The sequence below is a fragment of the Acidaminobacter sp. genome, assembly GCF_030247605.1.
Lineage (GTDB): Bacteria > Bacillota > Clostridia > Peptostreptococcales > Acidaminobacteraceae > Acidaminobacter.
Genome location: NZ_JAOTSB010000014.1, coordinates 23,225 through 48,852 on the forward strand (window position 1 = coordinate 23,225; position 25,628 = coordinate 48,852).

General features: G+C 48.7%; 20 protein-coding genes. 5 read left to right on the forward strand and 15 right to left on the reverse strand.

The window, feature by feature from the left end; genetic code table 11:
- Positions 1 to 31 precede the first annotated feature (31 nt).
- The 10 genes from OEL90_RS08130 to OEL90_RS08175 form a co-directional block, all read right to left on the reverse strand.
- Positions 32 to 241, reverse strand: a complete 210-nt coding sequence (locus tag OEL90_RS08130) for a hypothetical protein (protein WP_300687829.1) — start codon at positions 239 to 241, stop codon at positions 32 to 34.
- Between the two features lie 5 nt (positions 242 to 246).
- Positions 247 to 1,278, reverse strand: coding sequence for a nucleotidyl transferase AbiEii/AbiGii toxin family protein (locus OEL90_RS08135; RefSeq protein ID WP_300687831.1), 1,032 nt, complete (start codon positions 1,276 to 1,278; stop codon positions 247 to 249).
- Positions 1,247 to 1,894: a DUF6088 family protein gene (locus OEL90_RS08140; protein WP_300687833.1), complete on the reverse strand. Its 648-nt coding sequence runs from the start codon at positions 1,892 to 1,894 to the stop codon at positions 1,247 to 1,249. Before OEL90_RS08140 ends, OEL90_RS08135 begins: the two co-directional genes overlap by 32 nt.
- Positions 1,895 to 2,252: 358 nt before the next feature.
- Positions 2,253 to 2,555, reverse strand: coding sequence for a hypothetical protein (locus tag OEL90_RS08145; protein ID WP_331488112.1), 303 nt, complete (start codon positions 2,553 to 2,555; stop codon positions 2,253 to 2,255).
- Positions 2,556 to 2,601: 46 nt separating this feature from the next.
- Complete coding sequence (locus tag OEL90_RS08150; RefSeq protein WP_331488113.1) at positions 2,602 to 4,200, reverse strand: aromatic amino acid ammonia-lyase; 1,599 nt, start codon at positions 4,198 to 4,200, stop codon at positions 2,602 to 2,604.
- 51 nt (positions 4,201 to 4,251) lie between these two features.
- The gene (locus OEL90_RS08155; RefSeq protein ID WP_300687835.1) at positions 4,252 to 5,817 is read right to left on the reverse strand and encodes a BCCT family transporter; all 1,566 of its coding nucleotides are present in this window, start codon (positions 5,815 to 5,817) and stop codon (positions 4,252 to 4,254) included.
- A 369-nt stretch (positions 5,818 to 6,186) separates the two neighbouring features.
- The gene (locus tag OEL90_RS08160; protein ID WP_300687837.1) at positions 6,187 to 7,848 is read right to left on the reverse strand and encodes a sigma-54 interaction domain-containing protein; all 1,662 of its coding nucleotides are present in this window, start codon (positions 7,846 to 7,848) and stop codon (positions 6,187 to 6,189) included.
- Between the two features lie 135 nt (positions 7,849 to 7,983).
- Positions 7,984 to 9,351 (reverse strand): group II intron reverse transcriptase/maturase, encoded by a 1,368-nt coding sequence (gene ltrA, locus OEL90_RS08165; RefSeq protein ID WP_300687838.1) that lies wholly within the window; start codon positions 9,349 to 9,351, stop codon positions 7,984 to 7,986.
- Positions 9,352 to 10,104: 753 nt separating this feature from the next.
- Positions 10,105 to 10,983, reverse strand: coding sequence for a pirin family protein (locus OEL90_RS08170; RefSeq protein ID WP_300687840.1), 879 nt, complete (start codon positions 10,981 to 10,983; stop codon positions 10,105 to 10,107).
- Between the two features lie 188 nt (positions 10,984 to 11,171).
- Positions 11,172 to 12,842, reverse strand: a complete 1,671-nt coding sequence (locus OEL90_RS08175) for a CotH kinase family protein (protein ID WP_300687842.1) — start codon at positions 12,840 to 12,842, stop codon at positions 11,172 to 11,174.
- A gap of 337 nt (positions 12,843 to 13,179) precedes the next feature.
- Between OEL90_RS08175 and OEL90_RS08180 the strand changes: the two genes are divergently transcribed.
- The 3 genes from OEL90_RS08180 (at position 13,180) to OEL90_RS08190 (ending at position 14,934) form a co-directional block, all read left to right on the forward strand.
- A complete protein-coding gene (locus tag OEL90_RS08180) occupies positions 13,180 to 13,923 on the forward strand; it encodes a hypothetical protein (RefSeq protein ID WP_300687844.1) in 744 nt (247 codons plus the stop codon).
- Positions 13,924 to 14,083: 160 nt separating this feature from the next.
- Positions 14,084 to 14,497, forward strand: a complete 414-nt coding sequence (locus tag OEL90_RS08185; protein ID WP_300687846.1) for a VOC family protein — start codon at positions 14,084 to 14,086, stop codon at positions 14,495 to 14,497.
- Positions 14,494 to 14,934, forward strand: a complete 441-nt coding sequence (locus OEL90_RS08190; protein ID WP_300687848.1) for an SRPBCC domain-containing protein — start codon at positions 14,494 to 14,496, stop codon at positions 14,932 to 14,934. The genes OEL90_RS08185 and OEL90_RS08190 overlap by 4 nt, the downstream gene beginning before the upstream one ends.
- A 436-nt stretch (positions 14,935 to 15,370) precedes the next feature.
- On the opposite strand, the gene OEL90_RS08195 is transcribed toward OEL90_RS08190, so the two are convergent.
- Positions 15,371 to 16,753, reverse strand: coding sequence for a tryptophanase (locus OEL90_RS08195; protein ID WP_300687849.1), 1,383 nt, complete (start codon positions 16,751 to 16,753; stop codon positions 15,371 to 15,373).
- Positions 16,754 to 16,888: 135 nt separating this feature from the next.
- On the opposite strand from OEL90_RS08195, the gene OEL90_RS08200 reads away from it, so the two are divergent.
- Positions 16,889 to 18,214, forward strand: coding sequence for a hypothetical protein (locus OEL90_RS08200; RefSeq protein WP_300687850.1), 1,326 nt, complete (start codon positions 16,889 to 16,891; stop codon positions 18,212 to 18,214).
- A 235-nt stretch (positions 18,215 to 18,449) separates the two neighbouring features.
- On the opposite strand, the gene OEL90_RS08205 is transcribed toward OEL90_RS08200, so the two are convergent.
- A complete protein-coding gene (locus OEL90_RS08205; protein WP_331488114.1) occupies positions 18,450 to 19,343 on the reverse strand; it encodes a LysR family transcriptional regulator in 894 nt (297 codons plus the stop codon).
- A gap of 118 nt (positions 19,344 to 19,461) precedes the next feature.
- On the opposite strand from OEL90_RS08205, the gene OEL90_RS08210 reads away from it, so the two are divergent.
- Positions 19,462 to 20,343 carry a DMT family transporter gene (locus OEL90_RS08210; RefSeq protein WP_300687851.1) on the forward strand — a complete coding sequence of 294 codons (882 nt, stop codon included), beginning with the start codon at positions 19,462 to 19,464 and terminating at the stop codon, positions 20,341 to 20,343.
- Positions 20,344 to 20,482: 139 nt separating this feature from the next.
- Here OEL90_RS08210 and OEL90_RS08215 read toward each other — a convergent pair whose 3' ends face one another.
- The 3 genes from OEL90_RS08215 to OEL90_RS08225 all read right to left on the reverse strand — a co-directional run bounded on the left by OEL90_RS08215 (position 20,483) and on the right by OEL90_RS08225 (position 25,529).
- Positions 20,483 to 21,688 (reverse strand): hypothetical protein, encoded by a 1,206-nt coding sequence (locus OEL90_RS08215; protein WP_300687852.1) that lies wholly within the window; start codon positions 21,686 to 21,688, stop codon positions 20,483 to 20,485.
- 39 nt (positions 21,689 to 21,727) lie between these two features.
- Positions 21,728 to 23,137 (reverse strand): M20 family metallopeptidase, encoded by a 1,410-nt coding sequence (locus tag OEL90_RS08220; protein ID WP_300687853.1) that lies wholly within the window; start codon positions 23,135 to 23,137, stop codon positions 21,728 to 21,730.
- A 319-nt stretch (positions 23,138 to 23,456) separates the two neighbouring features.
- A complete protein-coding gene (locus tag OEL90_RS08225; protein WP_300687855.1) occupies positions 23,457 to 25,529 on the reverse strand; it encodes a sigma-54 interaction domain-containing protein in 2,073 nt (690 codons plus the stop codon).
- Between the last annotated feature and the right edge of the window lie 99 nt (positions 25,530 to 25,628).

Genomic DNA, 25,628 nt, shown 5'->3' on the forward strand with positions numbered 1-25,628 from the left:
GGCTTTGCCGATGGTTTGAGTTTGAAGAACATTATTTTTCGACAGGTGGGCTAAAGTGCTTCTTTCTTAAAGCGGAGAGTGATTCTCTTGCGTCATTTAATTTTCCATCTATTTGGAATTGTGCCTCTGAGTCGGCAATCGCTTTTATGAGTTCAGATTCTTCGATCGATTCGAGTTGACTGAGATCGCTGATGCATTCGTTTTTGAAGTCTTGAATGATTTCTTTTTCGTTTTTTGGCAAAGGATTCACTCCTTTTGGGATAATGATACAAGTTTCGCTTGTCCTAATTCATTAATCTCTCTTTCCATTATTGAAAGACATTCAATGATTTTCTTAAAATCAGGGATAGTTCCATATATCATTCCTGCCATTGCTTTATAATCATCTTTGACACTGTTTAGATGATTGTCTTTTGGCACTAGTTTTAATGTAGCAGGTATCGCCAAATCATATCGGGCAGAAGCAGATCGATAAAATTTATTTTTGAAATTTACAACACGAGTAAGTAAATCCAAATTATTATATGCGAGATCTTTTACAGGTGAGTTATACATTTTATACAAATCATAATAGTGTCTAGAATATCGTTCTGGGATAAATCCACTTTGTCTGTAAGCCTCTTTATGCAAGATCGTTGCTTTTTCCCAAAAGGTTCGCTCCGGTGCTACAGTCAAAACATTCGTTGAAGGATTTTGCATTCTATTCCGAAATTTTTCAGAAATAAATGGTTCAATATTGACTTGTGTTGCTGGTGTCCAGGCGGCTATCGCCCCGGCTTCTATTCGAATAATTTTTTGAATGTATATGTCTTCAAAAACCTGCGGATATCTAAAACAGACAGTTTGTGGATCACTTTCATCAATAAAAAGACTGAAATCTTCGTTCAGCATTACTGAAAAATCATCATTCAGACTATCCAAAAAGGTAGTTTTAAGAAATTCAGATGCGCTAATATTTAGATCTTTCACAAATTTGTCTTCTTTACTACCGCTTCTATCAGACCATGCTATTTTGTCATCGCATCCAAATAGTCTCCAGTCAAGGATAATGTCAACATCTTCCGAAAACCGCTCAATAAGTTTGAACCCTTTTGAAAGGCTAGTTCCTCCTTTGAAAGCTAGCGCCCGTTTCCACTTTGACATTTCGAATAGATAAAACAATGTCCAACATACCCAAAAATCCTTTTCAACGATTGCTTCAATTATCCCCATTTCAGCTGCTACTTGTCTAAAGACAAATGCCCTCTCACGAGTATTTAGTTTTGCTATCTCCTTCATCATGGCCTCCAATACTAAATGCATTTTTAATAGCGTTATAGATCCATGCCGTTGTGTATTTGGTTTCTCTAAGCAAATTATCCCACTCTGAATGTTCAATTTTTCTGCTTAGTATAATCAAGTTTTTATCATTTACATGTTCTTCGCCTAATGCTTTTAATGCTCGTACTACCAGTGCCGTTTTATACGTCATGTTCGAAATTTCCTTAAGTGCTACGTGAACAAATTTAATCTTGGTTTTCCCAAGTTCAAATTCTCGATATGGTCCATTGCTGGCAAAAGTCCATGTGCTCGGGACCTGTGTAGATAAGCCTAATAGATTGAGTGCAATATTGCCATCCGGAATAATACGCCATGAATACTTTCGAGCAATTGCAAGCGCCACACGTTCTGGTGATGGTGCCACAAGATCACCCATATAGTCACTGTATTGTGGGTACTCATACAAACCTCTCATAATTCGACGAATAAGTCCTTCGTCACAAAGACGTGACAAAGCTTTTCCAACAGACTTAATATCACCTAGGTCTTTAAAGTCAGATACAATAAATATCTCACCTTTATCTGCTTCGAGAATTCTCGCTCTAATTTTATATAAAATAAATTCTCTTTCCATCGATTTCACCATCCATTATATTACATTTTCGTCGCTTTTATTGTATCATTAATTCGTCGTATTTGCAATATATTGGAATTTTATTTTACAAACTATTACTTTTTCTATTATTTTCCTATTATTTTAACAGCTGTTTCTTTATAATTCATACTTGGGACAGTCGATCATTTCAGTCTGTGTAAGTCCCAAACTTCGGGTTAGGGACACGGACAGGTCTCAGTTTGGTGTCTGACACTCAACTCAGTTCGGTGTCTGACACTCAACTCAATTTGGTGCCAGAGCATGTCAGAAGGATTTTCAACAAAAAACAGCCGCAGACAGGTCTTTTAAACCTCTGCGGCTGTTGTCTTTTGACTCGCTAAATCTCTTTTAAATACTCAGCTTTTCTAAACCTATACCTTAAAAAAACGATCCATCCCCAGGACAGGCTCACGGCAGGAAGCATGGCGGTCAGCGCGGCTTCAAGGGGCGGCACCTGGGAGAACTTCAAGGGACCGAAGAAAATCATGAAGGTCACTACCAGCATACCGAGCAGGATCGCGCGTTCTCCGAGCCTCCGAGGCGGGGTGAGGAAGATCTTCTGAACATCCACTTCCACTTGTTTTTCAGGTGTGCTTTTGTGTTTCTTGCCTTTATGTCCCACTGCCGCTGCCATAGACAAACACGCTTCCTTTCTCTTTGGAAGGCGGAGCCTTCCTTCCTGGTCCTTAAAGCATAGACCCCACATAACCTTCCGCAATCTCAACCAGACGACCTGAATGAATAAGAGCCTTCAGGTACTCCATATGCGGATAGAGGAACTGATCCTGGGAGGACACTGGGATGTGTTTCCCAATTTCTTTTAAAATTGCCGTAGTCACTGAAGACGGCTTGACGCCGGGCTCCAGGAACTGGTGGGCCTGATAGACCGAAAGCAGCTCAATCGCCAGAATGTATTCCAGCTTGTCCGCGACGGATAATGCTTTTTTTGCGGCATTATAACCCATAGCCACATAATCTTCCTGGCCGCCACAAGTTGGAATGCTATCCACAGAAGCGGGGTGAGACAGGATTTTCATATCGTTGAGCAGACCTGCCTGGGTATACTGAGGAATCATGAGCCCGGAATTGAGACCCGGATTTTGAATCAGGAACCACGGCATGCCGGAGAGATGTTCTGTGATCAGCCTGTAATTGCGTCGCTCTGACATCTTGGCCAGTGTGGTGGCGGCAATGGCGGCGGAATCCATCGCCAGACCTACGTAGGAGGAATCGCAGTGGCAGCCGGACATGGCGTGACCATCATCACCTTCAGGCCAGATGATGGGGTTGTCGCTGCAGGTGTTCATCTCTTCCTCAATAGTTCTTACGGCATCCTGAATAGTCCGCTTCACCGCGCCGTGGAGCTGCGGCATAGCCCGCAGGGACAGGGCGTCCTGGAGGCGGTGGCCTTCGCTGGCCTTAATAATCTCGCTGTCCTGAAGCAGCGTCCTGACATTGGCAGCAGTGTTGCCCTGCTCCGCGTAAGGCCTGGCCTGCATCAGCCGATCGTCAAAGGCTTTGATGTTGCCATGATTGGCCTCGAGAGACAGAGCACCAATGATGTCCGCGCTGAGGGTCGACGTCTTCATGTCGAAGATCGCCAGTGCCGCCAGAGCTGTCGGGCTGGTGGTGCCGGAGATCAGGGCAAGACCTTCCTTGGCCCCCAGAACGAAGGGCTCCAGGCCATGCTTATGCAGGACCAGCCTGGATTCCACGGGAACGCCGTTTTCGAAGATCTTTCCAAGCCCAATGATTGCCATCCCAATATGGGCCTCGACGCTGAGATAACCAACCGAACCTTCACGGGGGGCAAACGGAATCAGATCCAAATTGAGCATGAGACGGATTCTTTCCAGAAGCGCCAGACTGACGCCGCTGAAACCCTGCCCCATATTCTGCAGCATCATGAACATGACCGCCCGGGTCTGTTCAATACTGAGGGGCTCGCCCACTGAAGTCGAGTGGGACAAAATGATATTTTTCTGTAGCTGCGCAGTTTCTTCTTCTGAGATCACACGGTCACACAGAGCGCCAAAGCCGGTGGTAATGCCGTACATGACTCTGCCTTCGCGAATCCATTTTTCGACGAGGGTTCTTGAACGGCTGACCCGCTCGCAGTAGGCGTCCGAAAACACCACCTCCGCCTTAGCTCTGGCAACCGCTGCCAAAGCCTCTAATGTCGCCGTGCCTCCAAGTTCGACACGGTTTGTATTTTCATTTTTCGCATCAGTATCCTTAGCCAGGTTACCGTCTTGTTTCATTTCAGTTTCCAGATAGTTTAGCAATGTCGTTCCTCCAATGTCTGACGTTTCACTCTGTCCGGGATCCAAGCCGCCTTATTTGACGATCTCATCGAAAAAGAACATCTTAATGGCCGAGATGACTTGTAGGACAAAGATGAAGAGCACCATGGTACCGCCAGCTGCAGCCAGGTATTTGACGCCGTCGACGCCTTGAGCACCGCCGGCATAAGCGACCATGAAGAAGGCAATCGAGCCTATAGAAAGGCCCCACACCAGCTTCTGCCAAGTCGGCGGCTCTTCGTCGTGCTTCATGTTCTCAGTACAGAGTGAAGCGATGGTGCGCGTCATGGAGTCCGCCGCCGTGGAGAAAGACAGGACTAGAGTGATCATGACAATTGGGATAAAAATCATGCCAAGCGGCATGTGCGCGAGGAATGCCCAAAGTCCTGAAACCGCGCCGCTGCCCTGAATGGTGCCGATCAGATCCAGCTGACCTTCTTGCTGCCAATAGAGGGCCGTAGAGCCCCAAACGCCAAACCAGATGATGCTGAAGACAGATGGCAGAATCCAGTTGATGACCATGAATTCTCTAATCGTTCTGCCATAGGAAATAATCGCTAAGAAAATGCCCATGAGCGGCGCGTAGGCAATCCAGATCGCCCAGTCGTAAAGCGTCCACCACATGACGAGGGCTTCGCCGCCAACCTCGCCAGCATCAAGTCCCCAGCCCCAGAAGTTTTGAAGCCACATGGAGAGTCCCGCGGTCGACATTTTGAGCATATAGAGGGTTGGTCCGACAACAATTAAGATACCAAGTAAGATGTAAAACACCTTGGCGTTGATAGCGGAAAGATGCTTGATGCCTTTGTCGAGACCCAGGAGTGAGGATAGGGTAAACGTCGCAGTGATGATGATGGTGAGGACCAGCCAGACCATCGGCCCCTGCTCTATGCCGAAGGCGGATTCCACACCGGAGCCTACCAGCGCGAGGCCGGCACCCAGCGACGACGCGAGGCCAAGGGCTATAGCGAGCAGTGAAAGCGTGTCGATTATGTTAGCCCAAACGCCTTTGGTCACCTTTTCGCCGAAGAGCGGCACCAGGGACGCGGTAACGGATAACGCCTGTTTGCGGTTGAAGTAGACGTAGGCTATGACCAGGCCGCAAAGGGAGTACATGGCGTATGGGATGAAGGTCCAGTTGTAGAAGCTGCGTGCGATGGAGAAAATCGCCGCGGTCATCGTGCCCGGTTCAATACCAGTCTGGGCAAGTTCACCATAGATGTTGCCAAAGTAGATGATAGGCTCGTTGGCGCCGTAGGTGACGACACCGGTGGCGATCCCGCCGGTCAGCGCCATGGCGAACCAGGTCATGAAGGAATACTTTGGCTTGGCGTCATCGCCGCCAAATCTGATCTTGCCGAGCTTTGAAAAGGTAATAATGGAAACCAGGATAAGTGCGACAATCGAAATTATTTGGTAGAGCCACCCGAAGGTTCTTAGGGAAAACAGGAAGTTGTTCAGTGCGACTTCAGTCAGCAGCGCATTGTTGACGGTCCCGAGGACAGCCGCCCCGCCGACGACCAGGATGGACGGCCAGAAAACGCCCTTTCGGATCCCTTGTTTCTTAACCTTTTGGTCAATTACGGATTCAACAGACATTTGAAACCTCCTAAAATTTATTTGGTACCCCTCTGGATTGCAAGCCCCGTGCCAAATGCCCGTAATTGACTGAAATTTTAAATATTTTTGACGCAGGGATTGAAATAAGCGGCTTTCGGAGGTGTCTGAATCTGTGCGTCTTTCAAAGACCTTCTGCCGATGGTGACCCGAACTGCAAAAATATTTTGCTCTATGTTCGAATTGAAAATGCATGAAGTTAGAGCTCCAGTGCCAATTGAATCTTGCTTCCAAGCGGAAATAGGTGTCAGACACCAAGTTCCAAGTGGAACTTGGTGTCTGACACCTGTTTCCTTCTGAACAAAAAAAGTGCCAAATATTTTGGCACTATAACGCAAATTAATTTTGCGTTCAGTCGCTCTTCAAGGCTTCAAACTTTCGAATTCTGTACTGCAAATTCTGGCGGCTGAGGCCGAGGGCTTTGGCAGCTTTCGAAATGTTGCCGTTCGCGCGGTCCAGCGCTTCTTGAACAACGGTTTGCTCGTAGGCATCCAGTAAGTCGTTGAGGGTCTTGGCGCTTGGGGGGATGGGTTGGGTTGGGTGACCATCGGCAGAAGTTTTGAAGGTACTGTGGAGGACGGACAAATCCTTGGTCAGATAGGCGGGAAAGTGGGAAAGGCTGAAGGCCTGCTCCTCGACGCTGGACTGGTGGACGGCGTGCTCGATCACGTGGCGAAGCTCGCGGACGTTGCCGGGCCAGTCGTGATGTTGCAGGACGTCCAGCATGTCCGGGGTGAGGCTGAGACTCGGCTTGCCATACTCCGCGGACAGCTGCCGGGCAAAATTCGCCGCGAGCAGAGCGATGTCCTCCTTGCGGTCCTTTAGGGGCGGAATGTGGACGGAGAGGGCGGAAATGCGGTAGAAGAAGTCCTTTCGCAAGAGCTGCTGCTCAATGAGCGCCTGAGGATCCTCGTTGCAGGCGGTGATCACCCGGACATTGCACTGGTGATACTGGCTGCCGCCAATCCGCTGATAGCGCTTTTCCTGGAGGACTCTGAGGAGCTTGGCCTGCATCTCCATGCTCATGGCGTTGATCTCGTCGAGGAACAGGGTCCCGCCCTCTGCGAGCTCGAAGAAGCCTTTCTTGGTCATGCTGCCCGTAAACGCGCCTTTTTCCGTACCAAAGAACAGGCTCTCCACGAGATTGGAGGGCACGGCGCTGCAGTTGACGTCCACGAAGGGCTTGTCCGCCCGTGGGCTGAAATTGTGGATGCTCTGGGCGAACATTTCCTTGCCGGTCCCGGTTTCTCCAGTGATCATGACGTTGACGTGGGTCAGCGCGATCTTTTTGGCAAAACGGATGCACTCCGCCATTTTTTCGGATTGGTGAATGATTTTCTTAAAGGTGTACATGTTGGGGTTTAATAGGGGCTGCTCGTTTCGGATGAAGGCTTCCAGGTCGAAGGACTGGTTTTTGATTTTGTTGATGACGGAGAGGTCGCTCTCGAAGACACAGGCACCGTAGATCTCGTCCTGGATCATCAGGGGGTAGCCGGAGTTGATGGTCACCAGTTCTTTGTTGTTCTTTGCTTGGAATCTGTCGCAACGGTTGATGACGGGCTTCTTGGTCCTGAGGACGCTGAGGGTGGTGCTCATTTCCTCGGTGAGCTCGTAGATGTCCAGCAGGTGCCGGCCTTTGAATTCGTTGATGTCGTAACCTTCCAGGGCTTCACTGGCAGGATTGCCGTGAATCAGGTAGCCGTTGCGGTCGAAGATCTGGATCCCTTCGGAGACTTTGTCCAGGGTTTCCTTTAAGAGGCTGAGCATCAGGCTGTCCTGGCTCAGCAGGAGCTGCTTGTCCGTACCGATTGAGGTGAACTGGAGCTTGAAGAGTTTGTTGCCCAGTTCGAGAATGTCGTGGCTCTTTATGTCACCAAAGGCGCTTGAGAGCTTTTCGCCGAGGTAGCGTTCACTGCCCAGCGCATTGAACCACTCGGGATCCTCGCCCAAGTACTCGATCGCTATGATTCTGTCGTCATCACCGTACTGGATCATGAAATCCGCGATGGCCATGGTATCACATCCGTTTTTGTTTTTCTTTATGATATCACAACGAGGGGAATATTCAACTTGGGGACAATAGGCCAAAAGCCGCGCGGACAGGTTTTAGGTTGGGTCGAGTAGTTCAAGCCTCACGGCTTTTCACCCTCACAGAACCGTGCATGCGCTACTAACGCACACGGCTCTTCGCGGCATCGTTCGCTTCAGATAGTTTGAGCCTTTTCCGAGTTCATAGATATATACTTTCGTTGTCGCTCTTGGGAGAGGATATTTCTTCAGGAATAATTCATACTTCTCCCAGTTAAAACTTCTTTTCTGGCTCCGACGGTTTAACCAATAATACAATTGTGCTCTTACTTTCCTGACAAATCCGTTGACGCTTCGATAGTTTCCTGTTACGCCATAGTAGTTGATATGTCCTTGGATTTTACTTTTCATTCGTTTCATAAATTCTCTCGTCGGTAGTGTCCTGTTTTCTTTGATCCAGATCTTACACCTGAGCAAACTGGCTTGGAACTTCTTCTTGCTTGTTTTGAGTCTGATCTCTTTGAAATTGAATTGATTGGGGTTCTTATCGAGATAAAAGGTGAATCCCAGATAATCGAAAGGTTCGCTATCCCCATCATCATCTTTGTCTTTGTGTAATTCTATGATTTTTGTCTTTTCTTTTGATATGGATAGGTCAAATTTCGCCAGTCTTTCTATGAGTGCCTCATAAAAATCTAAGGCCTCTCTTTTGTGCTCAAAGCAGAATACGATATCATCAGCGTATCTCACCATGTAGGCTTCGCCTTCACAGTTTTTCTTGAATGCTTTTTCAAACCATAGGTCTAATGCATAGTGCAGATAGATGTTCGCAAGAACTGGCGAACAGACACCACCCTGAGGTGTTCCTTCGTGTGTATCGTGTTTTATGCCCGCCTCTATAATTCCTGCTTTAAGCATTCTTTGGATTAGTCTTAGGATGTTCTTATCTTCAATCTTGTGTTCTAGAAACTTCATCATCCAGTTATGATTTACGCTGTCAAAGAACTTCTTGAGATCGGTGTCCACCACGTAATGTATGCTTGGTTTGTTTACTATTGCTCGCAACATTTTGATTGCATCGTGGCAACTTCTGCCCGGTCTGTATCCAAAGGAACAGTCCAGAAATATTTCTTCGTAGATGGCGTTGAGGACTTTCGTGAGTCCTGCTTGTACCAGTTTATCCTCATATGCAGGTATGCCTAGTGGCCTTTTCTCATCTGTCCCCGGTTTGGGGATGTAGGTGCGTCTGGCTGGTAACGGCTTATATGCCTGCCGTCTCATCCGGTTCACTAGATCTGTCAGGTTTTCTTCGAGATTTTGTTCATACCCGATCTTTGTAATCCCATCTACGCCTGATGCTTTCCCAGTCTTCATTTCTTTGTGGCACTGTTTGAGCATCTCTTTATTGATCAGGTGAGCTAACGATGTAAATCTTTCTTCGGGTTTAGTTCTTGCTACTTCTGCTATCCTTGCCAGTTTCGTTTCCATACATTCCCTACCTCTGCGTATAGTGTATGTGTCTCCATCAAGGCTGATGTCGCGTGACCGCCTTTTCTCCATGGACATTACTCCACTTCATCAATACTATGCAGTCATCCGACTCCCTATCTACCATAGACCGCCTTACTTTCTTATCGCTTGGCTTAATCCTTCTCCCTCTGCGTGAAGAGCAGTAGGGTCTCCCAAGTTGACTGTGTCAAATCAATGTCTAGCATGCGGAGGTCTCCGACCCCGGGGAAGCCGCTTGTTCTCGCTTAGCGAACAAACTGATCTTGCTTTCTGCAGCGTCCAAAGCATCAGCCTTCCCGATACGTATTTCGAGGCTCAATCCCTTCATCTTTGTGCTTACCGCCTACTATCTAGCTGTCTACGCTTAGCACCATCTGTTGCCATCAGGCACTCAAGACTCGCTGCGAGTGGCTCGCTACGCCTTTCTCGGTGGGGTTCCCACCCACTATCTGACACGCCCTTATCTTGGCGCACGGACGCGGACAAAAACAAATTTGGTGACGCGGACAAGTTTTGATTTGGTGCCAGAGCATGCGAGAATGATTTTCAAATGGAATCAGAGGGAGCACCAGGCGCAAGCCGCAGACACCAGATGTGACACCTTCATTAACCTACAATTCATAAATACTTAATAATTGTAGGTTAATCACCTCATTCCAAAAAAAGCCATCTGCAGAGATCTTGAAGCAATTGAAGGGCTTCATGGTCTTTACAGATGGTATCGCAAAAAATTTAAAAATCAAACGTCCCAAACTTACCATTATTGAAGTCTTCATTGGCCTGTCTGAGCTCTTCTCTGGTGTTCATAACAAATGGTCCGCCCGCAGCAATGGGTTCATCAATAGGCTCACCGCTCAGGACGAAGATTTTGACGTCATCACTGGCTGCTTCGATCACGACCCTGCCCTCTTCATTCTTGAAGAGTACGAAGTCCTTTCCCTTGCCAACCTGGCCATTAACTTTGACTTCGCCGCTGAGGATCAGCATACCGAAGTTAAAGTTGGCTGGCTCGTTTAACGTGACGACGCCGCCTTGCTTCAACTCAACAGTGTAAATATTCATTGGTGTAAAGGTCTTTGCAGGACCTTTTACGCCATCAAAAGCACCCACCACAATAGTAACGCTCCCCTTTTCCTCCGGCAACGTGACTTTTCCCATCTGTTCCTTAGTGATGGCCTGATAGCCCGGTTCAGCAAACTTGTCTTTCTTTGGCAGGTTCACCCACAGCTGGATCATGTGGAAAACGCCGCCTTGCTTACTGAACTCTTTTTCATGGTATTCCTTGTGCATGATCCCGGCAGCGGCGGTCATCCACTGGACATCGCCTGGGTAGATGATCCCATGGTTGCCCTTGTTGTCATGATGCTCTACCGCACCCTCAAAGGCAAAGGTCACGGTTTCAAAGCCCCTGTGAGGATGTTGTCCTACACCTTTCGGGGTTAGGCTCGGTTTTATTTCCCGAGGTGCATTGTAATCCAACAGTATGAAGGGGGTGAAACGCTCCAGCAAGTTTTGGCCTGACGGAAAATAATTATTGACGTAAAATCCATTTCCAACCCAGTGTGGACGCGGGCCGGTGAAGATCATTTCAATGGGTTTGGTTTTTGGCATGGGGATCGCTCCTTACTTTCTGATACTAAATGATTTTGTGAGTTTTTTCTTTCTTACCCCATTTCAACCGTATTTCATCTTTTGAATCTTAAACGGATTGAAACTCGGGGTTGATAGGCGCTAGCCGCTGACACCGAGTTTCCTCCGAGTTTCTATTAAAGCTTGGAGCCCGCCTCCAAGCTTCCTTTTTAATTTTTTCTATCCCCCATCATCGACCCCAGATCCTGCAAATTGAGGTCATCGGCTGAAATCAGGGAGGATGGATCAGCTTTCTGCCCATCTGATGAACTTGGGATGTCGCCGCTCAGTTGCCCTTGAATACTCTCCGCTCTCAGGGTTCCAAGGTCTGTAAACGCTTCAACGGCGGTTTGGTATTCCTCGTAAGTGCAGAATGCCGTGGCATCCTTCTTCACATAGTCGGCGATCAGGGTGTTGAGGGCTTGGATTTTGGTGGTGAAGTGACCATCGGCAAAATAGTTCTGGATGAGGGTGTTCAGATGATCGTGATACTGTGCCAAATAGTCTTGATTGGACAGCAGCTGGTTCAGGAGCGGGCGGTCGGTCATGGCGACGCCGCTGACCGGCGTATCGATTGGGAAGTTGATAACGGCGGACGCGTCGCCGCTCTGGAAGCCGCCCCAGGCCAGGTTATAGTCCCACGGCAGGATTGCGATCTCACCGCCGCGCTCGTAGAGATAGTAGTTCTGAGCCATGGTGGAGGAATAGCTGTCCAGGTTGACGACGATGGTATGGGCAGCCAGATAGCGGAGAATTGCGTCTGTGTCGAGGTAGGTCTCAAGGTCGGTGCCAGTGGACAGGGCTTTGAGGGCAGTGATCACCCGCTGGTTGGCCGCGGTGTCCTCTTCGCCCACGACGTTGTCGAAGATGTCGCTGTAGCTTTCTGGGTCGTCATCCGTATAGGCGAGGCTTCCGCCGTTCTTGGCACCCATGTTGCCGCCTTTGCCGCCTGGGAATCCACCTGGTGCGTTGGCTGGAAAGCCGCCCGGCGCTTGATCGAGGCCGGAAGCCGTGGAATCTGGAGGGGTTTTGGCGGGTGGCACAGACTCAGAAGCTCCAGATCCTGCCGATGGTCGCTCGTCCATTGCTGGATCATTGACCATCGGCCCCCTGCCCTCTACTGGCATTTGGTCCTGGCCCATGCTCATCTTCACGTTGTATAAGGTGCCGGAGGTGTCTCCGTAAACCCTTGTCTCGTAGCTGTCATTGTAAAGCTCCACCGCCAGGTATAAGCCCCAGGGCCGGCCGTTGACGGAGATGTCGGTGAAGCCAAAGTAGGGCGCGTCCACGCCAATGGTTTTCATAAGGTCGTAGGAGATGTATTCCTTCATGTAGGTGTTGTCGCCCATCATGTTGTTGACGACCAGCTGGTCGAGGCCGAAGCAGGTTTGGCCATCGACATACTTGTCAAACTTGATCCGGAAGCTATAGCGGTCGCTGTCAGAGGAGGCGACTTGTTTTAAGCTGGAGTTGCCTTTGGGGCGGATGCCGACATCTTTAAAGGTCGTGCCGTTGACGATGACGTCCGCTTTGATGTATGCCTCAGCCGTGGCGTTGTCCAGCATGGTTTGCCAGTCCTCTTCATCTGAGAGGATTTCCAGGGTGATGATGTCCGTGCCGAAGATTTTTTCGGCGTATTCCGGGGCTGAATCAAGAGGCTGCTCTGTGATGGTTTCTCCTTCATTGGCTGAGTTGGCTATGTTGGCTGTGTTGGCTGTGTCATCCGACGCTTGGGCGCACCCCGTCAAGAAACTGGCAGCAAAGACTAGAATCAGTGCCAGCGCTGCTGCACTGGACTTCTTTCTGTGCATTATAGGTTTTATTTCAGACTGCGTTTTCATGCGTTGCCACCTTTCGTGTAGTTTTGTAGTACGAAACAGATTCTGCGGATTTGGTCGTCAGGCTGTTGATCCTGCATCACTGTGTCTTTAATTCAGTATATTCTCGGAAGCTGAAAGCAGCCTTAAAGGCGATCTGGTGAAGCAAAAAAATAAAACCTAAAACATTTCTCAAAACCTGTTTCAGCCAGTGTCAGGTGAGAATAATTATTACATACGAGCGTATATTCATAAGCTGCTACGCCGCCATCCCATTGCAGAAAGAACAAGATCGAAGATTATTCTTCTGATTTGATCCGACAATGAGACCTCAACCATTGAAATAAAGAGGGGTGTTACTATGTATGACATAACGACCATGAGCAGCAATTATGCAAACCTCGCCGGAATTCTTGCTGGTTTTTCATTTAGTGGCATTTACTTGCTGATTGAGTACGAAAAAAGAGATTCGTCTGAAGTTATTGGCATTCTGTTTGCCGGATTTTTTGGACTGATCCTGGCGGCATTTCTATTTTCAAACATCAGCAGAATTGCCTACGATCCGGGAAGTCCGGATCTTATGCAAGAATTGGCATTTAATGTAGTTATAGCGAGCATCATTTTTTGTATAGCCGTCATTCAGATGTTTGTAAGTCTCGTCTTTATATTTATCCTCTACAGGCTGCCAAAATTAGTCATCAGCCTGGGCAAAATTATTTATTACGAAACTGCTCTTATCACAGCAATGTTCATAACGACGACGATTCCAAGACTATATGTGGATGATAATCCCGCTGGCTTAACGAAAGACCTTTTTCTGACGGGCTTGGTTTTTTTGCTGTTGATTTATATTTTAAGCAAAATGTTAAAAAGAAGACTGGATCTCATTTTTGAAAAAAACTTCTTACAAATCGTCGCTGGAATCACGATTTTGATGGTGATGCTTGTAGGGCTATACAGGTCGCGTCTTTACCTTGGAGAGATCCCTGTCATTTTTCCTCATTTTCTAAACTTTGTGTATATCTTGATAATCATGATCAATGGCTTCAGCATCAACCATGAGCATCGCATGATGATGCTGAAAGACCATCAGGAAAGTGACTGATAATAATTTTCATTTAAACGCGACTAATGCTCCCTGTAGGGGGTATATATTTTTTATATTAATCCTCCACATTTACATAGAAGGTGCACAAATTCACCAGAATAAATAATTATATAGTTTCAACTGTGCATCCCACTATGATGTGAGGAGGAAGTTTCACATGAACAGAATGATATTCGTCAATTTGCCGGTTAAAGATCTTAAGGTCTCCATGTCTTTCTTTCAAGCCCTAGGCTGGACCTTTAACCCAACCTACACGAATGACGACGCGGCTTGCCTGGTGATCTCGGATACCATCTACGTCATGCTTCTGAAAGAGGACTTCTACAAGTCCTTCACCCATAAGGAAATCACGGATACTGCAATCTATTCCGAAGTCATTATGGCCCTTTCTGCCGATAGTCGCGAAGACGTCGACATCCTCGTCGACAAGGCATTCGCAGCAGGTGCCACCTACTACAACGACCCGCAGGTCTATGATTTCATGTACAGCCGAAGCTTCCAGGACCCGGATCAACACCTCTGGGAAGTTGTCTATATGGAAGAAGTTAAGCCTGAGGAGGATCAGACATGAAGACTCTGGAATTCAAGACGACCATCGCTGCGCCGGTTAGCTTAGTTTGGGAAACCATGCTCGGTCCTGACACTTACCGTCAGTGGACCAGCACTTTTGAAGAGGGCTCTTATTATGAAGGCACTTGGGAAGAAGGCTCAAAGATCTATTTTCTGAATCCCACTGGTAACGGCATGGTGGCTAAAGTAGCTGAGAACAAACTTCACGAGCTGATATCCATCTTAATGCTCGGCTTCGTCGCTCAAGGCATTGAAGATACAGAAAGCGAAGACGCCAAAGCCTGGGCTCCGGCGTTCGAAAATTACTATTTCAAATCTACTGACGAAGGTACTGATCTTCGAGTCACCATTGAAGTCTTGCCGGAGCACGAGGACATGATGACGCAGCCTTGGTTGAGTGCTTTAGAACTTTTAAAATCTATGTGCGAAGGACACTGAGGCGTATTTAAATTGCACTATCGCGAAGATGAACACAAAAAATCGGGAGAAAGAATGGCGCGTGGCGCTGTTCTCTCTCCCTTTTCGTTAATAAAGCTTGGTGACGCGGACAAGTTTCAGTTTGGTGACTGGCACTCATTCAACTTTGGTGTCTGACACTCGCTCAACTTTGGTGTCTGACACCAAAATCATTTCGGTGCCAGAGCATGCGAGGATGAATCTCAAGTGCAACCAAAAGGCGCGCCAGCGCCTTCTTCCAAGAGAAGTGGAAGCGGGGGTTGAAAGGCGTCAGCCGCAGCGGCCTTCGGCTTATCAACCCCCGCTTCCGCCACCGCTTCATTCCATAAAAAAGAAGCCATAAGCGCCTTAGCGCCGATGGCTTCTTTCCGATTAATATCTTATCTTTTCTTTCTTAGCCTTACTCCCTTAAGCCGCCCTACTTCTTAAGCGGCTCCAACTTCGCCGTAAAGTGGCGCAGAACAGGAGGCTGCCATAAAATTTTATAGCCTGTAATTTCGCTAGCGCGTTTCTTAATGTTGATCAATGCTTCGACGACGACATCAAAGTGCGCCTGAGTATACACGCGTCTCGGAATCGCCAAACGCGTAAACTCCATTTCAGACTGCAGCTGCTCCCCAGTCTCCGGATCCAGGTCCAGCAGGTAGGAGCCAATATCGCATGAACGGATGCCCGCTTCCAGATACAGCTCGCAAGCCAGCGCCTGGCCTGGAAACTCGTTATAAGGAATGTGCGGCAACAATGCTTTCGCGTCAAGGAATACAGCGTGACCGCCCACAGGATACTGGAACGCGATGCCCTCTTCCATGAGTCGCCCGCCCAGGTACTCGACCTGACCGATTCTGTAACGCAGATAATCCTTGTCGAGACCTTCGTAAAGACCAATCGCCAAAGCTTCAAGATCTCTGCCCGCAAGGCCGCCGTAAGTGACGAAGCCTTCGTAAGGAATAGTCCAGCCCTTAACCTTAGTGTAAAGCTCCTCGGAGTCTCTGATGCCTATGAGGCCGCCCATGTTGACAATGGCGTCTTTCTTCGCGCTCATGGTGAAGGCGTCTGCATAGCTGAACATTTCGCGGACGATGTCGATGATCTCAACATCGGCATAGCCCTCTTCCCTTTGCTTGATGAAGTAGGCATTTTCCGCATAGCGCGCCGCATCGATAATCATAGTAATGCCATATTTATCCGCTACTGCCTTAGTCGCCTTCATGTTGGCCATGGAAACAGGCTGACCGCCAGCAGAGTTGTTGGTGATCGTCATAATAATGAGGCCGACGTTTTCAGCCCCTACTTCATTGATGTAAGCTTCAAGCCGAGGAACGTCCATATTGCCCTTGAACGGCATGTAAGTCTGCGTATCCTTGGCTTCAGGGACAACAATATCCACCGCTCTCGCGCCAATCAGGCCGACGTGACCGCGGGTGGTATCAAAGTGCATGTTGGAGATACATTTTTGCCCTTTCTTCAACAAACACGGCAGCAATACCTGCTCCGCCGCTCTGCCCTGGTGCACCGGCTGGGCGTATTTGTAGTTGAAGATGTCCTGCGCCGCCTTAAGAAGTCTTCTATAGCTTCTGGCCCCCGCATAGGACTCGTCGCCGGTCATGATGCCCGCCCACTGGGTGTCGCTCATGGCGCCGGTGCCGCTGTCTGTCAGCAAATCGATATAAACATCATCAGAATCCAATCCGAAAACGTTGTAGTTGGCTGCTTTCAACTTTTCTTCCCGGTATTCTCTCGTTGTCATTTTAAGAGGTTCAACCATCTTGATCTTGAATGGCTCCGCGACGTACTTGACCATGTTATTACCCCCTGAGATTTAGTAATTAAAGCATACCATTTCCGATGGTCGCTTTATAGTGTCTTTAATTTGACTTTAATCCCGCTGCGACGTAAAATGAATTCAATAATTGCGAAATATTCAGGGGGTATGGATGTGAAGACCATCGGCGTAGTGGGACATATTGACAACATCAAGCGGATCCAGCGCGTGATCGAAAACAGCTTCTCGAACCTGCGGGGCGAACCCATTGAAATTCATGACATGCGCCAGGTCCAGACCACGGTGAACTACCTGAAGGAGCACATCAACGACTTCGACGGCATCATTTTCACCGGCAAGATCCTGTATGACATCATGAACCACCGGATGCATTCCCAGAACCCATGGGTCCATCTGGATAACGATGAGAGCCAGCTTCAGCGGATCTTCCTGGAGGCGACCCTGAAGGATGACCTGGATATTCGGCGGATCAGCATAGACTCCTACACCGAGGAGATGGTCCGCGCCATTTACAGCGGCTTCGGCTTTGAGCCAGGCCAGTACCAGGCCGCCGTGTCGGACATTGACATTTTTCACGACAGCCTGATTGAGGACCTGGTGGCGTTTCATAAAGGCTATCATTTATCCCACCCCGGCGCCATTGCCATCACTGGAATTTCCACGGTCCACAAACTGCTTTTAGCCGATGGTATCCCCTCCATGCTCCTAATCTCCAACGAAAACTACATCAAAAACAAACTCTATGACCTGCTGCGAAAGATCAAGTTCAAGGACATGTCCGTCAGCCAAATTGTCGTCATGTCCATGGAAATAGACCTGGACAACGAATACGACTTGACCTCGGAGAACGAATACAGCGTCATGCTGGAAAAGACCCGAATCACGGAGGAAGTCTACAAGTTCGCCCAGCGCATCCAAGCGGCGGTGGTCGAAACCGAGAAAAACTACATGCTGTTTACCACAAAGCAGATCCTGGAGTTCGAGACGAACAACCTCAGAGAGCTGCCCATCCTCCGGTCGATCAACCAGAAGACCGCCCACACCCTCAGCGTGGGCATTGGTTTTGGCATCACCGCCAGGGAGGCCAAGTCCAACGCGGTTATTGGCAAGAACAAAGCCTTCAAAATGGGTGGCAACCAGTGCTTCGTGGTCTATGACCGCAAGCGCCTGGAGCGCATCACAGCCCTGGACAAAGTGGTTGAAAATGAGCCCGTGGGTAGTCTCGAGCTGCCCTTCAAGGAGATCTCCGAGAAAAGCGGCGTCAGCATCAACAACATTTATAAGCTGAAGTCCATCATGGACCTCTATAAGACAGATACCTTCACCAGCCTGGAGTTGGCCCAGGAGTTCGGCAATTCCCTTCGCAGCATGAACCGCATGATCGAACGCCTGGAGCAGGCGGGGTATATTGAGGTCGTGGGGAGCAAAATCATTGGGAAGGCAGGGCGGCCCAGCAGGATATTGAGGGTGGGGATCTAGTGAGGTGAAACTGGGTGTCTTGAGGTGAAACTGGGTGTCTGACACCGAGTTTCACAGTAGTGAGATGAAACCGGGTGTCTGACACCGAGTTTCAGTGTCTTGAGGTGAAACTGGGGGTCGATAGGTTTCAGCCGCTGACACCCAGTTTCACTATGTTTGGAAAGTCAGTATGCAAAAAACCATCGGCAAAAGCTTTTCACTTTAGCCGATGGTTTTCTTATTTTCAAACATCCTTTTACACTACTGTCTCGCCCTCACTACGAAACGGCAGATACTCCAGAAACCGCTTCACTGCATGAGACGCGGTCTGCTTGCTTCTCAGCGCCAGGCAGATCTCACGATAAGCCGGGACGTCCAGTCTTTTGGTGACAATTCGGTAAGGAACGCGCTGCAGGATCAATTGCGGCAGCAAACTGATGCCCAGCCCGCTTTCGACCATTGACATGATGGCATAATCATCCCATGTCGTAAATTTTACCATTGGTGAAATCCCATACTGCTCAAAAAATTCTTTCACTTCAGACCGACCGCCGCGATCCAGCAGCATAAAGGGCTGGTCGCAAAGCGCTTTAAAGGGAACCCTATCGAATTCGACCAATGGGTGATGCTCCGGCAATATAACCAACAATTCATCCTGCCCCAAATAGATCGTCTCCAGATCCGGGTGAGCCGGCTGCAGCAAAAAACCACAGTCAACGCGACCTTCCAGGATCCAGGCTTCAATTTCCGAATAATCCCCCAGCAACAGCTCATAATCTATACCGGGATAGTCCTGCTGGAAAGCCTTGATAATGTTAGGCAGCCAGTGGGTCGCAATGCTGGATATTGTGCCAATTCGGATCAAGCCTGACTGCAGCCCGTTTAGTTCATCGACTTGTTTCTGAAGCTTCTGGTATTCAAGGCACAGCGTTTTGGCATAGGGCAAGAGAAGAACACCTTCAGATGTCAGCCTGACCCCCGCCCTGCTCCGCTCCAGCAATGAAGTATTCCAATCCTTTTCCAAGTCCTGAATCATCCTGCTGACCCCGGACTGGGTATAATTCAAGGCTTCAGCAGCCTTAGTAAAGCTGCCGCACTCCACGGTTTTGACGAACGCCATCAGCTTTTGCAGATTCAAATTCATATCCATATATCAACACACCTCTTGCATGACATTTTGTCATGTTTCTCATGATAACAATTCGCTTTTGTGATTCATTTTAGAATGTTATATTATTATCGAATTGTCGTCAAGCAGGAGGATTAGAATGAACAACCCTTATTTCAAATATGTGTTTTCACTGCTCTTATTTGGGTCCAATGGCATAATGGCCAGTTTGATATTGCTCAGCAGTTATGAAGTTGTTTTTTGGCGCACCTTGATTGGCAGCCTCTTTCTGCTCGCTTTGTTCCTGATGAGCGGCGGCAAGTTTAAAGCGATCCATCATAAAAAGCACTGGGTCTATGCTCTGATTTCCGGAGCCGCCCTGGGCATCAGCTGGATCTTTCTCTTCGAAGCCTACTCCGAAATTGGGGTCAGTATCGCTTCATTGGCCTATTACAGCGGACCCGTCCTGGTTATTGCCATCTCCCCACTTCTGTTTAACGAGCGACTGACGTCTGCGAGGCTCGTCGGACTTGGCTCGGTGATGCTTGGCATGCTCTTTGTCAATGGCCTCGGTCTGTTGACGAGCGGGCTCACCTGGGGCTTGTTTTGCGGGCTGTCCTCTGCAGTTATGTACGCCGTCATGATTGTGTTCAATAAAAAAGCCTTCAAAGTGACAGGACTTGAAAACGCCTTATATCAGCTGCTCATGAGCTTTGCCATTGTTGCCCTCTATACCTTATTCAGGCAGGGAGCGCCCAGCCTCGATGTCTCAAATTATATACTTCCTATTCTGATTTTTGGGTTGGTCAACACCGCCATAGGCTGCTACCTGTATTTCGCTTCCATAGACCAGCTTTCGACTGGTTCCGTGTCCATTATTGGCTATTTGGAACCCTTGTCCGCCCTCGTCTTTTCAGCCGTCTTCCTTCATGAGCAACTGACAGGACTTCAGGTGATTGGTGCCGTCTTGATCCTGAGCGGTGCCGCCTTCAGTGAGCTGTACCGCGAGAAGCCCCGGGCGCCTGTTGGGCATGCTGTGTGAAAAATGAATCCATTAAGAGAAAAGTCCCGGCCGATGGTAGTTTGACCATCGACCGGGACTTTTACAATTGGGATTGCAGCAGTAGATTTTACATAAACTTCCATCGGCTTTTAGGAAGGCGAACACAAATCCGATGTACTTAAATCATCGCGCTCAGCACACCCGCCATCAAGACCGAGACAATGGTGACACAGATGAAACCGGCGATCAGCATGGTTGGGAGCAGGGTGTCGAATAAGATCTCCTCTTCTTCAGGGCTGCCGGCGACTGCCCTCGCGGCTTCTTTTGTGATCATATAATTAAATGGAAAACCTAAGTAACAGTTATAACCTACAGCCATGGCCATCCTTGCTGAATAACCCACGCCCCGGCCCACAATCCAGCTGAAAACGCCTATGCCGATGGTCGCCATGACAAAGGTCAGCACCAGTGGCAGCAACATTGCCTTGATAGTCGCGATGCTGGCACCGGTGAGGAAGGTCATGATGTAGGCATAGAAGCTGATGTCCAAAATGCCGCTGGACATAGTCTTGCTCATGACGCCTTTATCCAGCAGACCGAGGTTGCCAAGCACCACGCCAATTACCAGTGCCATGATGGATTTGTCCATCATTAGGGAAACATACGGTATTTTTGAGGTTACATTGACGTATAGGGCAAGGTTTAAAGTGCCCAGAATCGCAAGAATGAGGAAGTAGAAGGCCGGCGTCTTATAAAGCGCAGGCAGCTTGTCGATCAGTTTTGTCTTTTGAGAAGCATCAGATGCCGCTTGAACGTCCTTTGGATGTTTCAACTCACCCCTGCGCACTTTAGCCAGGAGGTCTCTCATCTCGCCGCGGACGAGGAAAGCGACAATCGGCATGCCTACGAAGCCCTGAAGGGTGATGAGGAGAATTGGCCAGACGGCTAAGTCGGTAAATCCACCGTTTGTAAGTGCCTGACTGGTCAGGATGCCGGCCATGCCGCCGCCCGCCAGAGGCGCGATCGCGGTCAGAGAGAGGAGCTTGTCGCCGAGCAGCATACCGCCAATGCTCAGGAAAATCGCCGCGATCCCCACTACGGCTGCCAGGGCTATGACGACTGTCTTCCATTCCCGCTTGAGCTGCTCGAGTTCAAGCAGGGTGCCCATGTGGATCAGAATGATCATCATCATGATGTTTTTGACGGCAGACAGGCCTGAGACTTCGACAATGTCCATCGGGATCACAGTCCAGTAACCAATGAGGGTGATCACCGTCATGAGAAACAGTGCCGGAACTTTGCCTTTCAGCTTTGCGGAGATGGTTTCAGAAACAAAAATGATGGCGAGTACAAGGACAAATGCGATTTCAAATCCATACTTCATTGAATAGCCTCCTCTTGATAATATGGTTCACTGCTTAGGTTAGCCCTTCGCAATCAACTTCTGTTTGGATAATTCAAAAGCTGTCTTATAGTCCTGGACCAGTTTCTGATCCTTGAACAGCCTTCTGGCTGCCAGAGCAATGACGGTGCCGGCGGTAAGAACCGATGGGATGGATTCGGACGCCCCTGAGGCGGCAAGGAATTCTTTGGTGTGCGGCATAATCCCTTCAGGGGTAATGCCAAACCAGAGATTGCATGTCGGAAGCTCGAAGGACACGTTGCCGACATCCGAAGAGCCAAGGACGTCAAAGGGTTTGATCAATCCCGGATTCAGCGCCTCAGCCAGCCGAATGACCAGGGTGTCGAGCGCTTCGACTTTGACCGGCGCGCCGTAAGTCACACTCCAGGAAATCTCCATGTCAGCGCCTGTGGCCAGGGCGCCTGCCCTTGCGCAGCGCTCGATCATATCCGCCAGCTTCTCCATGTAAATGTTGTCCAGCGCCCGGACGCCCCAGTCCATTTCTGCTCGGTCCGGCACAACGTTGGTGACTTTTCCGCCGTCTCTGATAAAGCCGTGGACTCTGGCATCGCTTCTAAGATGCTCGCGCTGAAGCTCTATGGCATTGTAGGCAATCACTGCGGCATCCAGGGCACTGATGCCCTTTTCCGGCGCGGCAGAGGCATGGGAAGGTACACCTTTGTAGACAATAGTAGCCGTTTTAGTCGCAAGGAAGTCCGATCCGGTTGCCCAGCGATCTCCCGGATGAGTGGTTAAGGCCACGTCCACGCCGCTAAAAAGTCCTGCTTCGACCATGTGGGCTTTCCCAGCTTTTCCCTCTTCACCAGGTGTTCCATAGACGACCAGCTTCCCTGGCAGGACTTCCATTTGCTTTGCCAACATCAGCGCTGCCGTCAGTCCGGCTGAGGCGATCAGATTGTGACCGCAGGCATGGCCATCCGGCAGTGCGTCGTATTCCAGCAGCAGCGCTATAGTGGGCCCATCCGCGTTGCCCATCAATGTCGCCATAAACGCCGTATCCATGGTCCATGCTTCCTTGGTGATCGGATTGACGCCTCTCAAATTGCGTTCAACCTCAAATCCATGTGAGCTGAATACCTCGCACAGCAGCTCACACGCATGCGTTTCTGTAAAAGCCATTTGCGGGTGATCGTAGATCTTGCGGGCTACCGCTGAAATCAGTTCAGTAAAATCGGTTGCTGTTGCGGCAAAGGCCATTTCTTCCTCGCTCAGGACGACTTCTCCATCTTTGACCTTTGTCAGCGTTCCAACCGTACCGTCTTCTGACCACTGAATCACAAAACCAAGCGCTTTGAGTGCCACCTCATCAAGTTTAATTTCTCCGTTTCCTGAGATGCTGAAGCTCCCAGTTTGACGCCTTTCGATACTGTCTGAAAGTTTTAGAGTTTTTTCTGTATTGCTGAACTCCACGGATATGACCTCCCCTGTTAATCTATGACACTTGTGATGAACACTGTCATTGATTTTAAATAACGCAAATATTGAGCCAATTCTGTAATTTATATGATATTCATAAGATTTTTTTCAAGACCTTGAAAACGCTATATTCACAAATAAAAAGACGCGCCTGAGGCGCGCCGTCTTGATCATTATGGATCGTAATAATGGTATGAATTCCTTTTTCATGTCTTTCTGGTTGATTTATTGGTTCGTTTTGGTTTGTTTTGGTGCGAAGGGCTATGTTCATAGTTTGTCCCCGCGAGATTTCACACGTGCTTTCATAAACAACTTATTCTACACGACGATTAACTGAAAGTCGTTTTTCTCTTCCCGCTTTTGTGAGACTGGTGCCTCCCTTGCCCTTTTCAACCTGAATGAAGCCCTGCTTTTTTAGCCTGTCCAGCAGATTATTGATTCGATATTCTGTGATTCTATACCCCTGATCTTCCAACCGCTTGACAAGTTTCCTGCGTCCGCAGCAACCATGGTCAATTTCAAGGAGAATAAGGTCTTCCAAAGACATTGATGATTTGGTCTCCTCCAGTGGAACCGATTTCTCAATGTGAGGCACTGAGAGGGGCCTTCTCTCATTGGATTTAAGTTGCTCAGGTCCGAAAGACTCAGAATCGAGATGCTTTAGAATCCACTTTTGGTATTTGTCCGGCAAGTGTTTGACCTCAAGCAGCCTTGTGTCAAAGCTCAGCATGTACTCAGCGCAGCCCTTGAGCTCCCTGGCGTTTCCCGGCCAAGGGTACCGACTGATAAACGCTCGCAGCGGCTCGCTCAAATGATATGTATATTGTCCAAGTGCATCCATCAGGATGGGTTCAATGTCCTCCCTGCGTTCGCTTAGCGGCGGCACTGACAGTGTCACCGTACTGATGCGATAGTAGAGGTCTTCTCTGAAGTCACCCATTTCCATAGCTTCTTCCAGATTTCGGTTTGTCGCGCAAATGACTCTGACATCCACTTTTCTTGCGATGCTGGATCCTATAGGCTGAACTTCTTTTTCCTGAAGAAAGCGGAGCAGCTTAACTTGAAGCTTCAAACTTGCCTCTCCAATTTCATCCAGAAAAACGGTGCCGCCATGCGCGCTTTCTAAAAGACCTTTCTTACCGCTTCGAAGCGCGCCGGTGAATGCGCCGCTGGCATAACCAAAGAGCTCTGATTCCAGTAGTGATTCCGAAAAAGCGCCGCAGTTGACCGCGTGAAATGGCCGCTGCCGCCTTGTAGACGCCGCGTGAACGGAATGGGCCAGCAGTTCTTTTCCAACACCTGAAGGACCTTCTATGAGAATGGTTGTATCCGTTGATGAGAAATGTCTGGCGAGTTCTACAATCCGCTTCATGACGCTGCTCTTATAAAGAATGTCTTCAAATTTGTAGGCAAGTTGACCCTGGGATTCAATTTTAACGACGGGCAACGCTTCCAGCAAAACCCTGTGATGGACAGATTGACCATAGCTTTCAATCGCTCTGACACTGACGGTATAGCGCTGATCTGGAGAAAGTTCGAAGCTTCCGTTTCCGCCGCGATCTTCACAAGCGCTTCTGAGCCGGTCTAAAAATTGATCTCTTGAGACTTTTTGACTGATCATTCGGTCAAAATCCTTATGAAATTCAGTTCTGAGACGCTCGTTGAAGCCCATGACCACATCCTGATCATTCAGCAGCAGCGCCGGGGTATCCAATAGGTTCATGATGGCCAGGCGCTCCTGAGTAAATTCACTGATGTAGGAGATCTCCACACATTCGTTGTAATTCAACAACGCGGTCTCGTCCACGATATAAGCTGAAATTTTTTCTTCGAGAAAGCTTTCTGCAAGACCTGCTGCCTTGCCAATTCTTCGAAGGACATAGGGGTGAAGCACGCGCCATCCTAAATCAATCGTATGCTCGACCTCAGGAAGTTCATAAGACCTGATGCCGAGGTAGATAGCATACTTGTAAGCGCTGGTATCCAGGCGCTGGCCATAGTAGGGCACAAAATTGACATGCGCCATGCCATAGGCTTTAAGCGTCAGAATTGTATCCCATAGAAATATGCTGCCTTCACTGACTAATAGGACATCAGTGCCTCTTTCCAGCTGCTTGATGCTGTCCAGGCACGAACCGTGGAGCGTATTACCCATATGCATGAATTCCGCGGCTGGATTCAAGCATTTATCCATCAGTACAGGCTTTAAAAATCCCAAGGTATACAGTATCAAGTCGGCGCTGAAGGGGTCTATAGGCCTGAGATCGGAATACAGTCTGACTTCCAGATCTATATGGTCCTCGAAGATCCTTCTGAGGATGGCAGGATAATAATCCATGGACTCCTCATAGATCACAAATACAAAGACTTTAAGTTTAGAAGTCAAAGGGTTCGCCTCCAATCAATCGGTGTAAAGACAAAAAAAGAAAGGATATTTACCTGAAAGGAGTATTGAGGTAAAGCGCCAATCAGGCAAATCTGTCTC

Bases quoted from the DNA above. Each gene is read 5' to 3' on its own strand.
- OEL90_RS08135 (WP_300687831.1), bottom strand. From the start codon at position 1,278: ATGAAGGAGATAGCAAAACTAAATACTCGTGAGAGGGCATTTGTCTTT.
- OEL90_RS08140 (WP_300687833.1), bottom strand. From the start codon at position 1,894: ATGGAAAGAGAATTTATTTTATATAAAATTAGAGCGAGAATTCTCGAA.
- OEL90_RS08155 (WP_300687835.1), bottom strand. From the start codon at position 5,817: ATGTCTGTTGAATCCGTAATTGACCAAAAGGTTAAGAAACAAGGGATC.
- OEL90_RS08160 (WP_300687837.1), bottom strand. From the start codon at position 7,848: ATGGCCATCGCGGATTTCATGATCCAGTACGGTGATGACGACAGAATC.
- ltrA (WP_300687838.1), bottom strand. From the start codon at position 9,351: ATGGAAACGAAACTGGCAAGGATAGCAGAAGTAGCAAGAACTAAACCC.
- OEL90_RS08170 (WP_300687840.1), bottom strand. From the start codon at position 10,983: ATGCCAAAAACCAAACCCATTGAAATGATCTTCACCGGCCCGCGTCCA.
- OEL90_RS08175 (WP_300687842.1), bottom strand. From the start codon at position 12,842: ATGAAAACGCAGTCTGAAATAAAACCTATAATGCACAGAAAGAAGTCC.
- OEL90_RS08180 (WP_300687844.1), top strand. From the start codon at position 13,180: ATGTATGACATAACGACCATGAGCAGCAATTATGCAAACCTCGCCGGA.
- OEL90_RS08185 (WP_300687846.1), top strand. From the start codon at position 14,084: ATGAACAGAATGATATTCGTCAATTTGCCGGTTAAAGATCTTAAGGTC.
- OEL90_RS08190 (WP_300687848.1), top strand. From the start codon at position 14,494: ATGAAGACTCTGGAATTCAAGACGACCATCGCTGCGCCGGTTAGCTTA.
- OEL90_RS08195 (WP_300687849.1), bottom strand. From the start codon at position 16,753: ATGGTCAAGTACGTCGCGGAGCCATTCAAGATCAAGATGGTTGAACCT.
- OEL90_RS08205 (WP_331488114.1), bottom strand. From the start codon at position 19,343: ATGGATATGAATTTGAATCTGCAAAAGCTGATGGCGTTCGTCAAAACC.
- OEL90_RS08210 (WP_300687851.1), top strand. From the start codon at position 19,462: ATGAACAACCCTTATTTCAAATATGTGTTTTCACTGCTCTTATTTGGG.
- OEL90_RS08215 (WP_300687852.1), bottom strand. From the start codon at position 21,688: ATGAAGTATGGATTTGAAATCGCATTTGTCCTTGTACTCGCCATCATT.